This is a genomic window from Ochrobactrum sp. PL_is483 (assembly GCF_055816855.1).
The window spans coordinates 65,469-80,869 of sequence record NZ_JBVPGS010000034.1; the positions used below are offsets into that span (position 1 = coordinate 65,469).

General features: G+C 56.1%; 16 protein-coding genes. 9 read left to right on the forward strand and 7 right to left on the reverse strand.

Annotated elements, in window-relative coordinates; translation table 11 throughout:
* Nucleotides 1–493: 493 nt before the first annotated feature.
* From AC0TNJ_RS10590 to AC0TNJ_RS10625, 8 genes are all read left to right on the forward strand, one after another.
* A complete protein-coding gene (locus AC0TNJ_RS10590; RefSeq protein WP_473771070.1) occupies nucleotides 494–1,645 on the forward strand; it encodes a CaiB/BaiF CoA transferase family protein in 1,152 nt (383 codons plus the stop codon).
* A complete protein-coding gene (locus AC0TNJ_RS10595; RefSeq protein ID WP_473771071.1) occupies nucleotides 1,642–2,805 on the forward strand; it encodes an acyl-CoA dehydrogenase family protein in 1,164 nt (387 codons plus the stop codon). The genes AC0TNJ_RS10590 and AC0TNJ_RS10595 overlap by 4 nt, the downstream gene beginning before the upstream one ends.
* Nucleotides 2,806–2,929: 124 nt before the next feature.
* Nucleotides 2,930–3,748, forward strand: a complete 819-nt coding sequence (locus tag AC0TNJ_RS10600; protein ID WP_122000837.1) for a transporter substrate-binding domain-containing protein — start codon at nucleotides 2,930–2,932, stop codon at nucleotides 3,746–3,748.
* 49 nt (nucleotides 3,749–3,797) lie between these two features.
* Nucleotides 3,798–4,448 carry an amino acid ABC transporter permease gene (locus AC0TNJ_RS10605; protein ID WP_473771072.1) on the forward strand — a complete coding sequence of 217 codons (651 nt, stop codon included), beginning with the start codon at nucleotides 3,798–3,800 and terminating at the stop codon, nucleotides 4,446–4,448.
* Complete coding sequence (locus AC0TNJ_RS10610) at nucleotides 4,445–5,107, forward strand: amino acid ABC transporter permease (protein WP_473767718.1); 663 nt, start codon at nucleotides 4,445–4,447, stop codon at nucleotides 5,105–5,107. The genes AC0TNJ_RS10605 and AC0TNJ_RS10610 overlap by 4 nt, the downstream gene beginning before the upstream one ends.
* A gap of 1 nt (nucleotide 5,108) precedes the next feature.
* A complete protein-coding gene (locus AC0TNJ_RS10615) occupies nucleotides 5,109–5,885 on the forward strand; it encodes an amino acid ABC transporter ATP-binding protein (RefSeq protein WP_473771228.1) in 777 nt (258 codons plus the stop codon).
* A 112-nt stretch (nucleotides 5,886–5,997) separates the two neighbouring features.
* Nucleotides 5,998–6,234, forward strand: coding sequence for a hypothetical protein (locus AC0TNJ_RS10620; RefSeq protein ID WP_473771073.1), 237 nt, complete (start codon nucleotides 5,998–6,000; stop codon nucleotides 6,232–6,234).
* Between the two features lie 11 nt (nucleotides 6,235–6,245).
* A complete protein-coding gene (locus tag AC0TNJ_RS10625; RefSeq protein ID WP_473771074.1) occupies nucleotides 6,246–6,392 on the forward strand; it encodes a hypothetical protein in 147 nt (48 codons plus the stop codon).
* A gap of 323 nt (nucleotides 6,393–6,715) precedes the next feature.
* Here AC0TNJ_RS10625 and AC0TNJ_RS10630 read toward each other — a convergent pair whose 3' ends face one another.
* From AC0TNJ_RS10630 to AC0TNJ_RS10640, 3 genes are all read right to left on the reverse strand, one after another.
* Nucleotides 6,716–7,645, reverse strand: a complete 930-nt coding sequence (locus tag AC0TNJ_RS10630; RefSeq protein ID WP_473771075.1) for an N-carbamoyl-D-amino-acid hydrolase — start codon at nucleotides 7,643–7,645, stop codon at nucleotides 6,716–6,718.
* Nucleotides 7,646–7,817: 172 nt separating this feature from the next.
* Nucleotides 7,818–9,650: an ABC transporter ATP-binding protein gene (locus tag AC0TNJ_RS10635; RefSeq protein ID WP_473771076.1), complete on the reverse strand. Its 1,833-nt coding sequence runs from the start codon at nucleotides 9,648–9,650 to the stop codon at nucleotides 7,818–7,820.
* A gap of 39 nt (nucleotides 9,651–9,689) precedes the next feature.
* Nucleotides 9,690–10,886, reverse strand: a complete 1,197-nt coding sequence (locus AC0TNJ_RS10640) for an aminotransferase class V-fold PLP-dependent enzyme (RefSeq protein ID WP_473771077.1) — start codon at nucleotides 10,884–10,886, stop codon at nucleotides 9,690–9,692.
* Nucleotides 10,887–10,977: 91 nt separating this feature from the next.
* On the opposite strand from AC0TNJ_RS10640, the gene AC0TNJ_RS10645 reads away from it, so the two are divergent.
* Nucleotides 10,978–11,805 carry an IclR family transcriptional regulator gene (locus tag AC0TNJ_RS10645; RefSeq protein WP_473771078.1) on the forward strand — a complete coding sequence of 276 codons (828 nt, stop codon included), beginning with the start codon at nucleotides 10,978–10,980 and terminating at the stop codon, nucleotides 11,803–11,805.
* Nucleotides 11,806–11,812: 7 nt separating this feature from the next.
* Here AC0TNJ_RS10645 and AC0TNJ_RS10650 read toward each other — a convergent pair whose 3' ends face one another.
* The 4 genes from AC0TNJ_RS10650 to AC0TNJ_RS10665 form a co-directional block, all read right to left on the reverse strand.
* The gene (locus tag AC0TNJ_RS10650; RefSeq protein ID WP_473767878.1) at nucleotides 11,813–12,277 is read right to left on the reverse strand and encodes a RidA family protein; all 465 of its coding nucleotides are present in this window, start codon (nucleotides 12,275–12,277) and stop codon (nucleotides 11,813–11,815) included.
* 91 nt (nucleotides 12,278–12,368) lie between these two features.
* Nucleotides 12,369–13,577, reverse strand: coding sequence for an amidohydrolase/deacetylase family metallohydrolase (locus AC0TNJ_RS10655; RefSeq protein WP_473771079.1), 1,209 nt, complete (start codon nucleotides 13,575–13,577; stop codon nucleotides 12,369–12,371).
* Nucleotide 13,578: 1 nt separating this feature from the next.
* Nucleotides 13,579–14,454: an ABC transporter permease gene (locus AC0TNJ_RS10660; protein WP_473767725.1), complete on the reverse strand. Its 876-nt coding sequence runs from the start codon at nucleotides 14,452–14,454 to the stop codon at nucleotides 13,579–13,581.
* Nucleotides 14,454–15,395, reverse strand: coding sequence for an ABC transporter permease (locus AC0TNJ_RS10665; protein ID WP_473771080.1), 942 nt, complete (start codon nucleotides 15,393–15,395; stop codon nucleotides 14,454–14,456). The genes AC0TNJ_RS10660 and AC0TNJ_RS10665 overlap by 1 nt, the downstream gene beginning before the upstream one ends.
* Between the last annotated feature and the right edge of the window lie 6 nt (nucleotides 15,396–15,401).

Consider the following 15,401-nt stretch of genomic DNA (forward strand, 5'->3'; position numbering starts at 1 on the left):
CCTGCAATCCGCCGATAGAAATCAGGTAATCAGCAATCATACGATAATGGTCAAGTTGCCTGCCATTTCGCATCTTATGACGCCTCGCAGCCCGGACGTCACTGGCTAGCCTATTTGGCATCGAATTTACGTCCTGCAGCCGCGCTCCTGCATTCAACCCTAAGGGCACGCAGCGACAATTCAACACGCTAAGCGCCGAACGATACATGTCCATTCCGACTTTCGCAACAAGAACGCCCACACCGTGCTCGCCAGTTTAGCCCATCGATAAGTTTAAATATATAAAGAAATAAGTTTAGACATATATAAATTTTTATGATTAGCTCAAAGAATAACGAGGCTTTCGGGAGCAAGCCCAGATGCAGATTTTGAAGCATGCCACCGCGCGTAAGGAGGGAAAGCAGAGGAGCTCTCTCCCTGCAGAACGTACTTCCATCATTCTCGAAGACGACCGAGCCGAACGGACCGAAATCCCGGGCCGGGAGTTGAAAATATGAGCGGCCCGCTGACCGGAATCCGAGTGCTCGATCTGTCCCGCGTTCTCGCGGGGCCGTATTGCACGGCACTACTCGCCGATCTGGGCGCGGAAATCATCAAGCTGGAACCACTTTCCGGCGACGACTATCGACATGTCGGGCCGTTCAAGGAGGGTGAAAGTGCCTTGTTCACGCTCAACAATCGCGGCAAAAAAAGCATAGCACTCGATCTTAAAAACCAAGCTGACCTGGAATTGGCGCAGACGCTCGCGGCGCGCGTGGACGTAGTTGTCGAAAATTTCCGTCCGGGCGTTGCCGCCCGGCTGGGACTTGGCGCAGCCGCCTTACGCGAAGCCAATCCCCGGCTCATCTATTGTTCCATTTCCGGTTTCGGACAGGAGGGACCGTTCAGGGACCTTCCAGCCTATGACCTGGTGGTGCAGGCCATGTCCGGCTTGATGACAGCGACCGGCGAGGAAGGCGGCGCGCCACTGAAAACCGGCGAAAGCATCGCCGATCTGATCGCGGGCCTGTTTGCTAGCTGGTCGATTATGGCCGCACTGGTTCAGCGCAATGCAACGGGGCATGGCGCGACGCTCGATGTTGCCATGTATGACGCGCTGTTTTCGATGTTGACCACCAGCCACGCCCAGCATTTCTACAGCGGCGTTCTGCCAAGCCGTGTTGGCAACCGACATCCGATATCCACGCCTTTCGGCTGCTTCAAGACAAGTGACGGCGAGGTGGTAATCGCAGTGCTGAACGGAGGGCAGTTCGGAAAACTGGCAAAACTGATGGGCAAACCCGAGATCGCTGAAGATCCGCGTTTTGCCAGCGACAGCAGCCGTACCGAGCATGAACCGGCACTCAAGGCACTCATCGAGGAATGGTCGGGCAGCCTGACCACTGAAGACGCGGTGTCTGCGCTGGCAGCGGAAGGTCTGCCAGCGGCGCCAATCTGGAACATCGCGCAGGCCGCCGACAATGAACATGCCACCGCACGCAGCCTTGTCACCCAGCTTGCCCATTCGGTTCTGGGTCAGGTGCCAGTGGTTGGACAGCCCGTTCGTTTCAATGGACACAAGCCCGTCGCTGCGACCGCCGCACCACGACTTGGCGGCGACATCGCAACGGTGTTGAAGGAATTCGGACTGAAGGAGCGCGCATGACGCAGTTCAATGATCCTTGGCATATGCTGGCCGAAGAAGAGAGCCTGTTCTGCGATGTGCTGGAGCGGATATGTGCTGACAAAATTGCGCCGCTGGCGGCAGAGACCGACGAGACATCGCGCTTTGTCGACCGGCAGATCGCCACGCTCGGCGAAGCAGGCATGATGGGAGCCAACTTGCCGGAAGCCTATGGCGGCAGCGGCATTTCCGCGCCCGCTCTGTTGCGAGCCGTGTCGATCGTGGCTGCCGCCTGCGGGTCCACCGCCTCGGCACTGACAGCGCATTATCTGGCAACCGATTCCATTCTGATCGGCGGCACCAAGGCTCAGAAACAGGAGTGGTTGCCCAAAGCTGCCAGCGGGGAAGCGCTCGCCGCCTTCGCGCTCACCGAGCCGACAGCAGGCTCCGATCCTGCAGACATGAAGACACGTGCCAAGCGAATAGAAGGCGGCTGGCATCTCAAAGGCACAAAGTGCTTTATTTCGAACGGCGGTTTGGCCGACTTCATTGTGGTGTATGCAGTGACTGATCCTGCAATGGCGCATCGAGGTATTTCTGCTTTTATTCTGCCGAAGGATACCCCCGGTTTCGAGGCGGGTCCGGCCGAGAAGACAATGGGCCTCAAAGGCGGCCATGTCTTCACGCTCAATCTGGACTGCACGCTTCCCGAACATGCTTTGCTCGGTGAAGAGGGCAAGGGCTTTCGCACTGCCATGCAGGTGCTCGACAATGGCCGCATTGAAGTGGCCGCCCAATGTCTCGGCCTTGCTGGCGCGGCGATGAATGCTGCCATCGCCTATGCGAAAGAACGCATCATCGGCGGCATGCCGCTGTCGGAACGGCAGGGCATTCGATGGATGATTGCCGATATGGCCCTTGCATATCATTCTGCACTTTTGCTGTCGCAGGAGGCCTCGCGCCAGCGCGATCTAGCACATCACCATGGTGGACGCTTTTCGCTGGCAGCATCCATGGCCAAGCTCGGCGCTTCTGAAGCAGCCGGGAAAATAGCTGATATAGCGCTGCAAATACATGGCGGTTACGGTTATACGCGTGATTTCCCCATAGAGCGGATCAATCGAGACCTGCGCATTATGCGTATCTATGAAGGGTCCAGCGAAATCCAGCGCATGATCATCTCCGGCAATATGCTGGCCTGACGGGGGTCGGTTATCATCTCGCCCGACTTTTCTGTGAGCGGCCATATCCGGCACCACGTGAAATGTGCTTAATAACGTTCTGTAGGGCGAACATCGCCACGCAGTTTATCTGGGAGAAAATAAAATGACGTTTTCGGGAACATTGAAATCCGCCCTCCTCGGTATCGCCGTGCTGGGCTTGACCATGCCTGCGATGGCCGATCAGCTGTCGGATATCAAGGCGAAGGGCAAGATTGAAACAGCCACCGATATGCACTATGCGCCCTTCGACATGCTGACCAACGGCACGTATGAAGGCATGACGAAGGATCTCTTCGACGGCGTCGCCAAGGAACTCGGCGCGGAGCCGGTTTACCAGGATATTCCGTGGACTGCGGAACTTCCCGGTCTCGAGGTGAAGAAATTCGATATCGTGATCGCGCCCGTCACCATCACCCCCGAGCGTCTCGAACGCTACGCCTTCAGCCTGCCGATCGCCGACGCCACGGTGGCGCTGGTGCATGCCGCCAGCAACACCGAAATGAAGAAGCCAGAGGACATCAAGGGCAAGACCGTCGGCGTCCAGCAGGGCACGGCGCAGTTCAAGCAGTTGCAGGCTTTTGGTGAGAAGCTCGGCGGCGTGACCGTTAAGGAATACGGGACCACCGACGAGGCTTATGCCGACCTGGCGGCCGGGCGTCTGGATGCCGTCGCCGGCTCCTTGCCCAACCTCACCTATCTGGTGAAGACACGGCCGGAAACCTTCGCGATGTTTGACAAGCCGACCTTCGGCAATCCGACCTACTTCGCCTGGGTGGCTCGCAAGGACGCCGACAGTGCAAGCTTCATCAAGGCAGTGAATGACGCGATTCTCAAGATGACGGATGACGGCCGCATCAAGACCATTCAGGAGAAATGGCTGGGCACCTATACCGAACTGCCTCGCGAAGTTCCGACCAAGTGATACGAGATGCGGGCAGGAGCAATCCTGCCCGCCACCAAACGGAGCAGCGATGTTTTCCACCTCGACCTTTCTGGCCAGCTTCGGGCCGCTCTTCTGGGCGGCGCGTTTCACGCTGCTGATATCCTTGCTGGGCATCGGACTGGGACTGGTGATCGGTGCGCTGATCTGCGCGGCGGCACTTTCCCGCAGAGTCTGGCTGCGCAGGTTTGCTGCACTCTGGGTGAGTTTTCTGCGCGGGGTTCCGCTGCTGGTGCAGCTTCTGCTTTGCTATTATCTTCTGCCCGTCATCGGCATCAATGTTCCCGCGCTGGTCGCCGCCGTGGTTACGGTCGGCATCTGTTCCAGCGCCTATGTTTCGGAAATCTGGCGCGGTGCGATCATCGCCTTGCCACCCGGACAGGCCGAAGCCGCAACCGCCATCGGCATGGGTCCGCGCGACATCTGGACCCGGATCATTCTGCCCCAGGCGGCCAGGCTTTCACTGCCTGCCCTTGTCAATGAGATGATCCTGCTGGTCAAGGCTTCATCGCTGGTTTCCGTGGTCGGCATACTGGAAGTCACACGCGCCAGCCAGGCACAGGCGGCCACCACTTTCCGTCCTCTGGAAGTGTATGTTGCAGCCGCGTGCATCTATCTGCTCATCAATCTTTGCCTATCCGCACTGGGGCGCTATCTCGAACACAGGATGAGCGCCACATGAGCCTGACGATCCTGCAACAATATTGGCCTATCCTGTCGAACGGCTTTGCGCTGACGATCCTGTGCTGGGCGCTGGGTACTCTCTTTGGAATGGCGCTGGGTCTTGTCATCGCGCTCGTGCAGCGCTACGGGCCGCGCCCGGTGTCCTGGCTGATCCAGGCCTATATCGAGATCATTCGCGGCACGCCCTTTCTCGTGCAGCTCTTCGTTCTCTATTATGGCGGCCCGCTGATCGGATTGCGGCTCGAGGCGCTGACTGCGGGGCTTGTGGGCCTGACGGTCTACGGCAGCCCCTATTTCGCCGAAATCTTCCGCGCCGGCTTCCTCGCCGTGCCGGTGGGGCAGCTTGAGGCCGCCCGAGCCATCGGCATGTCGGAACCAACCATCGTGCGTCGGATTCTCCTGCCGCTCGGCCTCGTCTCGGCCCTACCTGCACTGGTCAATTTCTCGATCATTCTGACCAAGGAAACAGTGATCCTGTCGATCATCACGGTGCCTGAACTCATGTATTCTGTGCAGCGCATGTCCACGGAAACCTTCCGCTATCTCGAAGCAAATCTCGTGTTGGCGCTGTTTTTCTGGGCACTGGTCGAGACAATCTCACGCGCCGGCCGCTGGCTGGAAGCGCGCATAACGAAACATCTGGTTGAAAGGACGTAAGATGCTTGCCGCGTCATCCGTCGAGATCCGCAAGGTCAACAAATTCTACGGCCCCTTTCATGCGCTGAAAGATGTGAACTTGTCTATCCTGCCCGGCAAGGTCACCTGTCTGATTGGGCCGTCAGGCTCGGGTAAGTCCACGCTGCTGCGCTGCATCAATTTTCTGGAGGAATATGATTCCGGCGAAATCAGCATCGATGGGCAGATGATCGGTTATGTCAGCCCGGGCGGTCGCAAGATGCCGGGCAGCAAGCTGCGGGAGATGCGCCGCTCCATCGGCATGGTGTTCCAGCAGTTCAATCTGTGGCCGCACATGACCGCGCTTCAGAATGTCGCCGAGGGATTGCTGCGAGTACGTGGCCTGCCGAGGGCGGAAGCAGAGGCCCGGGCTGCCGAGGCATTGAGAAAAGTGGGACTGTCTGACAAGACAGCCAGCTTTCCTTCCCGCCTGTCCGGCGGCCAGCAGCAGCGGGTGGCCATCGCCCGCGCCATCGCCATGGAGCCGCGGCTGATGTTATTCGACGAGCCTACATCGGCGCTCGATCCTGAACTGGTTGGTGAAGTGCTGAGCGTAATGAAGACGCTTGCTGCTGAAGGAATGACCATGGTCGTGGTAACCCATGAAATGGGGTTTGCGGCCCATGTCGCCGATCAGGTGGCCTTCATGGAAAAGGGCGAACTGGTGGGCGTGGACGCTCCTGCCCGGATTCTACATCAACCCGAAGACGCCCGTATTCAGAGCTTCCTGCGCACCTATCACGAACGCAACAGTTTCTGATGGTTCTGTTGCATATGTGGAACGGCCCGTTTAGCAAGGTCTTTTCTGTGTGAACCACCATCGGACGGTTCGGTTTGGAGGTCCGATCCGAATTTCTCCCACGGAGAAAATCATGACCGTTCCGATGACTCCCTTCCTGAAGACCATTCTTCGGCTCGATGCCGTGATTTCCGGCGCAGCCGCCCTGTTGATGGTAGCAGGCGCGCAAATGCTTGGGCCATTCCTCGACTTGCCGGTCCCGCGGCTGTTTTGGGCGGGAGTGGTGCTGTTCCCTTTGTGGCGTTGCTTGCTGTGCTGGCAGGACGCGAGAACGCTTCGCGCGTCGTGCTTTTCGATATCGTGTTGTTAAATGTAGCGTGAGTGCTTGCCAGTTTCGCCATTCTCCTCGCCAGCGTGGAGCCGAACATGTTTGGCGTCGCCTTTGTCGTCGCACAGGCCCTGGCTGTCGCACTGTTCGCGGTACTCCAGATTTCGGCTCTACGCCAAGCCAGAGAGGCACCAAGCTGATCGACAGACGTTTCCACGGCCGCGCCTGATCGTGACGAACGCAAAAGCCTATGCAAAACCTACAGTTCCGATTCCTTGAAATGCGCGCCTGCGCAAGATCCGAGCCTCGTTCAGGATTTGATGCATTGACGGCACTAGCGAGATATCGGAACGATTTACGATGCCGGACGCGAAAGCAACTAGTTGTAGCGCGCTGATGAAGAACGCCGCGATGGGAGGGTCTGCGTCGTATTGATACGGTGCTCCCGTTCAGCCCTTGTGGCGTCTCCAGTAAATTTTTCTCACGGTGTTAGCCGAATTGGATTCAAACTCACGTCTAAGTGTTACCGAAAGCTTGCGTGAGGTGTGAGCAGACCGTTGTATAACTCGGGCCGCCGATTGCGCTCGAAGTTAAACTCCTCCATTTTGCCATTAACACAATCGTCCAAGTCGCAATCCGCGAACGCTATCTCATCATCCAGCCCGGTTGTCTCGGCGATAACGCGACCATCCGGATGTATAATGCATGATCCCCCCATTAGGTCGACGCCATCTTCCTTGCCGGCTTTGGCCACACCCACGACGAACGTGGAGTTTTGATACGCACCTGCCTGCATACACAGCCTACTTTGAAACATGCGCAGTTCGGGGGTTTGCTTTGCTCGTGGATTATAAACTGGTGTCGTATATCCCAGCGCGATTAGCTCGACGCCTTGCAAGCCCATCATGCGATAGGTTTCTGGCCACCTTCGGTCATTGCAAATGCACATGCCTATCCGACCGCCGAAGGCGTCTACCACTGGGAAGCCTAGATTGCCGACCTCGAAGTAATATTTTTCGAGATTCTGGAACGGATCCTCGGGTCGATGATCGGTATGCCCCGGCAGATGCACTTTCCGATACTTGGATACAATGCGGCCATCTTTGTCGACAAGGATCTGGGTGTTGTACCGATGCGTATTCTCACCATCATTCGCAATCTCTGCATAACCAAGGCTGAAGCCAATGCGGCGGCGTTTGGCATGATCAAACAAGGGCTGCACATCACAGTTCGGCATAATGTGCTCGTAAAAAGCGTCAGCATCGGAAATATCGAAACGATACAATCTGGGAAAAAAGGTCGACAGTGCCAGTTCTGGAAAGACCGCGACATCGCATCCTTCATCCGCAGCCAGATCAAGGAGAGCCAATAACCGACCAACTGTTTCAGTGCGTGGCTCACCGGAATTGACCGGACCCATTTGTGCTGCTGCAATTCTAAGGACACGAGTCATTCTGTTTGCTCCGTTTTGGGCCAGTGGGCGTAACGTGGGTTATTTGCTATTGGAATGTAATGTGTTCGTGTACAGCCGAAGAAAATCTGCTCTGCAGGTCAACTATTCGCGCTGCAAACCTCGCATTCATTCTTCTGCACAAGAGAAACATAGTCTTTCAAACATGATCGCCCTAGAACGCAACGAAGTGCTGCGGCGATACCTCTCGATATTCACGCAAAGGCACCACGAAATTCGCAGGACGGATTGGGCTCTTGAGCTCTCCCCCTTCGTTTGAAAGCACGGACTTGCGCCGATCAGGATCAGGAACCGGAACTGCCGCCATCAACCTGCGTGTATAGTCATGTTGGGGATTATCGAATACTGCCGACCTCGGACCAATTTCAACAATTTCGCCCAGATACATAACTGCCACACGGTGGCTTACACGTTCTACGACGGCCATATCATGGGAAATGAACAAGAATGCTAGATCAAGGTCCTGCTGCAGATCGAGCATGAGATTGATGACCTGTGCCTTGATTGAAACATCAAGTGCAGAGACACTTTCATCGGCAACGATAACTTTCGGCTTTAAGGCCAGTGCACGCGCAATACAGATACGCTGCCTTTGCCCACCGGAAAATTCATGCGGATACCGCTTTGCCATATCCGGCGTCAGGCCAACCTTTTCCAGCATGTCTGCAACAACTTCCTTCGCTTCCTTTGCGCTACCCAGCCGGTGTTCAACGTAAGGTTCCGCGATAGCGGCTCCCACCGTCATGCGCGGGTTCAATGATGCATAGGGATCCTGAAAGATCATCTGGACTGTTCGACGCATCTCGCGCATGGCCAGCTTGTCGAGGGTCAGAATATTGCGCCCTTCAACGAGGACTTCACCGGAATCCGGTTCAGTCAGTCGCATGACGGCTCGCCCGGTCGTCGATTTTCCGCACCCGCTCTCGCCAACCAGCGAGAGAGTTTCGCCTCTACGAATGTCAAAGGACACATTTTCAACTGCGTGAACACGTCCGCTCAAGCGGGCCATGAAGCCCGAATAAATCTCGAAGCGCTTGGTAAGGCCTTTGACTTCAAGGACCGCTCCATCGGCCTTATCTACCGTATCTGCCACCTCGACTGGCTTTTCCGAAAGGCCGGTCGCATTGTCTACTATCGGAAACCGCAGGGGATGTTGACGACCCCGCATTGTTCCAAGTACGGGAACCGCCGACAAAAGTGCTCGCGTATAGGGGTGCTTGTTCTGCCGGAAAATATCCGCTGTCTTTCCTGTCTCAACCTGCCTGCCACGAAACATGACGACAGTACGATCCGATATTTCAGCCACCACGCCCATATCATGTGTGATGAAAAGAACAGACGTTCCCTCTTCTTCCTGTAGCGTCTTGATAAGATCGAGTATCTGCCCCTGAATAGTCACATCCAGGGCCGTTGTCGGTTCATCCGCGATCAGCAGTTTGGGTTTTGATGCCAGAGCCATTGCGATCATGACGCGCTGACGCATACCACCCGAAAAACGATGCGGATATTCATCCAAGCGGGAGGCTGCGGATGAAATGCGGACCTTTTCAAGCAAGCGGACCGTTTCAGCGCGCGCATCTGCCTTGGACATTTGTGAATGACAGAGCAGTGCTTCCGAAATCTGGTCCCCGATCGTGAAGAGCGGATTGAGGCTCGTCATCGGCTCCTGAAAGATCATAGCGATTTCTTTGCCACGTATCTGGCGCATTTTTTCTTCCGCGAGTGTCAGAAGCTCACGATCTCCCAGCCTGATACTGCCTTCGATGCGGCTCGTATCCTTCTGCAGAAGGCGCATGATCGACAGCGAAGTAACACTCTTGCCAGAGCCGGACTCCCCGACGATTGCCACCGTTTCTCCAGGATGAACATCGAAGGAAACATCGTTGACAACCGGTTTCCAGTTCCCATCGGCCATAAAAGACGTGGTCAGTCCTCGAACGGATAAAACAGGTTCGTTTTTGCCTACCGGTCCAATATTCTCAGCCATCATGATGTTCCTCCGCTTTCCTTTAGACCCTTCCGGCCATCAATCGGGCCAACGCAGCAAACCGTCAAAGCGATGCTTGCTTCGCTCCTCAAAGGGCGTGGCGATAAGCTCGTTCGATGCCCGGGCTTTGTCGAGTTCCTCGCCCAACCGTTGAGCAACGATGGTTTCCTGACTTGGATGGAGATTGCAGGGGTCAAGATAGAAATAGTTGTGCTCTACCTCATGGTCACGGGTGATGATCGGCGGGTTGCCTCGCGCAAGAGCCGTTACCAAATCCCAAGCTGTGGTGCGGGCATCAGCTGGCGATACGACCACCCGCAGGCGGTCGAGCGGGTTGTTTGTGGGATCTGGTTCGATCAGGGCTGTGATACCGGGACGGCCATCCAGCGTCTTCTTCCACAGTTCCAGATAGCCGGTCTCCCTCTCTCGGATTGCGGCATGGTCGCGCATTTCCCATGCTTCCAGTGCTGCCATAACGCCGTAAATGCTCTCTTTGCCAACTTTCATTCCGCGCCCGATACCGAGATTTTGCAGGAAAGCATTGCGGACAAGTTCCTTCTTGCCTGCAACGATGCCGGATGTCGGACCACCCAGAAACTTGTGTCCTGAATAGATTGCGATATCAGCGCCGCTTTCCAGAAACAGCTTCAGGTCGTATTCGGATGCAGCATCCACTATCACGGGCACGCTCTTGGCATGCGCGATCTCGACAAACTCGCTTAGATGCAGAAGGCCATAGTCGACGACGTGGTGTGATACGACATAAACCGCCGCAGCCGTCTTTTCGGTAATCGCATTTTCCATGTGATAGCGATGGGTCGATGTCGCCTGTCCGATCAGGACGACTTTGCCTCCCGCAAGCCGGATGGCCTGATCGACCGGAGCACCATAACTGACCACATGGCCAGTCTGCACAAGGATTTCATTCCTTTCCGGTGTGGCATCCGGCAATTTCTCAATTGCGAGAAGATTATTGCCTGTCATCGCACCGGCCACGGCGAGCGTAATGCCTGAGGAGCAAGACGCCGTGACGAAACCAGCTTCGCCGCCTGTCAGTCGGGCTATCACTTCACTTGCCTTGCGCTGGAGATCATTGATCTCGACGAAGTGAGGCAGGATCGCCGCCATCGCCTCTATTGCCTCCGGCACGACGATGGATGCGCCGAGCGATGTCATCGTCCCGGAAACATTGATGACTGGCCGAAGCCCGATCTTGCGGCGGATATCATCAGTCATTTCAATTCTCCCATTTCTTTCATTGTCTCAGGCATCGACATTTATGCCATAATAATGTAATAAATTCTCGAATTTCACACGGAGCACTTGATTGAAACTATCGTCAGCCGCTATCCCCACCGAAACATCCCCTGCGGATGACACCGAAACCAAGTCGTCACGCCGCTCGCGCGTGAGCGGTATAGATCGTGCGTTGCAGGTAATTGATTATCTTTATGAAACCGGTGCTCCGGCTGGTCCCTATGCGATTGCGAAAGCGATCAAGGCACCTTTGTCGACCGTGTATGTGACCATCGATGATCTCGTTGAAAAGAACATGCTCGCCCGCAACGCGGACGGTGCGATCTGGCTCGGTGCGCGGCTCTATCATTATGGTCTTGCTTACGCGCGGTCGCTTGATTTCATGAGCGTCGCCACGCACGAGATGCACGATCTGTGCCGCGAAACAAACGAAGCGGTACAACTCTGCGGCCGGGATGGGGACCATATGCTTGTTCTCGCCATGGCGGACGGGCCAAGCCCATTTCAGGTTGCCTCGCGTGTCGGCACAAGAGTACCCTTGAACTGGACTGCATCCGGCCGCCTTCTGGTCGGGCATTTGGCGGAAAATGAACGGATCGAGCTTTTCAAGCGCTGCGCCCGGACTTCTCCCACAGGTCGAGCCGAAGTCGACGCCACAAGTCTTTCGGAGGCAGCAGCGAAAGCGTTTGACGAACGGCTCTCGATCCAGATTGCAGAATCCGACTATGCGGTTGCCTGTATTGCGTCCCCGATTTGCGACCGCGATGGACAATGCGTTGCGACGATCTCCATCGTGCTTCCTGAACAGAAAGTGCTTTCCGACGAAAGCCACTACACCAGTCAGGTGCGAGCTTCGGCGGCGAAGATCGAAAAGCTGATGGGCTGGCGGAATCATTGACGCTGTCCTAGTCGTTCAGGGCGACGATCGCTTCGATTTCAACCGTGATATTGCCCGGCAAGGAACCCAAGCCGACGGCTGAACGTGCATGTTGTCCGGCAGTACCAAACACTTCGATGAAAAGATCAGAGCAGCCATTGATGACATTGGGATGCAATTCAAAGTCCGGCACGGCATTGACCATACCCAAGAGCTTCACCACGCGTTTCACGCGGGAAAGGTCGCCAAGCGCCTCATGCATGACAGCCAGCAGATTGATGCCCGTTAGTCGGGCATCCTGATAGGCTTGATCCACGCCGATATCGCCACCAACCTTGCCCGCACGCAAATGCCCACTCTCTTCCCTAGGCCCCTGACCTGAAAGGTAAAGGATATTGCCCTCCTGCACATACGTGACAAAATTCGCGATGGGCGGTGGCGGCGGCGGCAAAGTTATGCCAAGCGAAACCAACCGCTCATAGGGAGAATGCATTACTTCAGTCGTCAGGAGAGAATGAGACACGAATTTTCCTCATCATTTCGTCGCGGGAGTTCCCCGTTGATTCAGGGTTGTGCGGACAGCATCAGCGCCACGAATAGCCATGGCTATGGCGAACAAGTTTGCGGGCGCGCGGTATATAGCGGCTGGCCGTAATAGCCTCAGCACCGATGACTGCGTAACGGGGTTCGAACAGCCTGTTCAGTCGAGACACATCGCCATTGGAATCCGTCGCCTCCAGGTCGGCATCGACCAAATCAAAGATCGTGAAATCGGCACGTTGTCCAACGGACAGCCGGTTTTCCACCGAGAGCTTGATCACCGACGCCGGGTTATGCGTGACGGCTTCGATGACATTTTCAAACGGCATTTTGACCGACAGCAGCTTGGACATGGTTGTCGCCAAATCCCAGACGGGGAAGTTCATCGAATGGCAGTGCAAATCTGTCGAGATCGAAAATGGAAGGAGACCCCGTTCAATCGCTGCTTCGGCGACCTTGAACGAGAAAGATGCTCCACCATGGCCAATGTCCAGCCGGATGCCTTCGCCCGCACAGCGTTCCGCAAGATTGAATAGGTCTTCGTCTTCCATGATGCTGGAGCCGGATTTCCCGTTGAAGCAATGTGTGACCACATCGCCGGGGCCGAGGATTTCCAGAACCTCGTCATAAAGCGCAGGGGGTTCGCCGACATGCACCATCATCGGCACCTTAAGTATCTTGGCGATCTTCTTGCCAAGCTTGACAGGTGTAACGCCCCATGACCCGGTGATGACGTGGCTGGCCCGGACCTTGATGCCGACAATATGCTCGCTATTGGCCGCGTAGCATTCGAGAATACGGTCGAGATCTATGTCTTTGATATCACGTAATTCCGGGACGCGGTTGCAGGCGACAAGGCCGATAGAGCCGAGATTGAGAAAGGCTTTGATCCGTTCTTTGGCCGGTTCGATGATATATTCCCGGAAGCCATGGAAATTCGCCTCCCCCGCCGAACCGGCATCAACGAGCGTCGTCACCCCTCGCTCGGCGCCACACTCCGAAGGACGTATCGAAATATCCGTACCGCCGTGCCAGATGTGGACATGCAGGTCGACCCAACCCGGCGAAATCCAGGCTCCCTTACCATCGACAAGGTGCGCATCAGCAGGTGCATTCAACGACTTGCCGATAGCGATGATGTTGCCGGTCTTTCCTACCAGAATATCCGTCGTCGTATTGGCATGTTCTGCGCCGAAAGCCACCGGCTTGACATTGGTGACAAGAAGCGGCTTCGCCAGTTCACCGGAAATCATATTACAAATCCCTTCGCAGTCTTGGATCGAGCATGTCGCGTAGTCCGTCGCCAACCATCTGGAGCGAGAGGACGGAAAGAATGATGGCGAAGCCGGGGAAATAGGTCATCCAGTCGGCCTGACCGATATATTGGCGCCCTGCGGCTATCATTGTCCCCCAGGTCGGAATTTCGGGGCTGACACCAAGACCGAGGAAGGAAAGTCCGGCTTCTGCGAGCATTGCGCTCGCAAAAAGGAATGTGCACTGAACGATGATGGGCGAAATCAGATTTCTGAGCACGTGCCGTGTCATGATGTGGAATGTAGATATTCCGAGCGACTGGGCCGCTTCCACATAGGGCAGCTCGCGGATCACCAGCGTCGAAGCGCGCACGATGCGCGCAAGCCTCGGTGAATAGACCACAGACAGCGCAATGATGACCGTCGCCAGCGACGGGCCGAGCGCGGCGACCAGCGCAATGGCCAGCAGAATGTCGGGGAAAGCCATCATTGCATCGATCAGGCGGGCGATGGGCGTATCCAAACGCTGAAAGAAGCCTGCCAGCAATCCGAGCGTAACCCCTATCAGCGCCGAAAGGACGACAACCGCCACGCCCACCATGAGTGAAAGCCGCCCCGCATAGATCGTACGGGAAAAGACGTCGCGCCCGAACTCATCAGTGCCGAACCAGAACATCTCGCTTGGCGGCTTGAGACGGTTGACGATGGATAGTTTCGAGGGCGAATAGGGCGCAATCCAGGGTGCCAGCAGCGCGAGAATAGCAAAGACCGCAAGCACAATGATACCAGCCGCCACTGTCTTGCGCTTGAATAGCCGACGGATGAACAAAACGCGGTCTGAAGGGGTTTTTTGCGTAGTCGTAACAAGATCGGCCATCAGTAGCGAACCCTCGGATCAACGCACAGATAGAGCATATCGATGATGAAATTAATCAGGACATAGAGCCCGGCGATAACAAGCAGCGCACCCTGAATGACCGGGTAGTCTCGTCGCAGAACCGCGGACACAACAAGATTGCCAACGCCCGGGAGGCCGAAGACCGTTTCAGTCACCACGGCTCCGGATATCAGAACGGCTGCTGTGAGACCGACAACGGTCAGAATCGGGATCAGAGCGTTTTTGAGGGCATGCTTCATTACAACGCGCCGCTCGATCAAGCCTTTTGCCCGCGCCGTGCGAATGTAATCGTCGCCGAGAACATCCAGCATTGAAGCACGGGTAAAGCGCAGGATTAGGGCTGATGAAACCAGCCCCAGTGCGAAGGCGGGGAGGATCAGATGATACATCCGATCCGCAAAACTCGAACCCGGACCGCCATAGCCGGACACCGGAAACAGGTTCAGCCGGACCGCAAAAAACTGCATGAGAATGAGCCCCAGCCAAAAGCTCGGTATGCTTGCCGCTAGCATAGCGACCGTTGTAGCCGCCTGATCGACAAAGGAACCACGCCGGTAGGCAGCGTATATGCCAACCGGCAGCGCGATAATGCAGGCGATAAGAAGAGAAAGAACCGTCAAAAAGAACGTCGGTTCGGCTCGATCAAGCAACGCCGCACCTACCGGCATATTGAGAAAGATCGACTGACCGAGATCGCCTTTCAGGAGTTGGCCGATATAGTAGAAGTACTGAATGAGCAGCGATTGATCGAGACCGAGCCGGGCGCGCAGATCAGCAATGTCCTGCGCCGATGCGTCCGGTCCAAGCATGACAGCGGCAGGATCACCAGGGGTCACCCGGACGATCACGAATACGATCGTCACGACCAGAAACATGACAACGGCCATGCCAAAAAACCGCTGCAGAATGTAGCGCACCATACGATC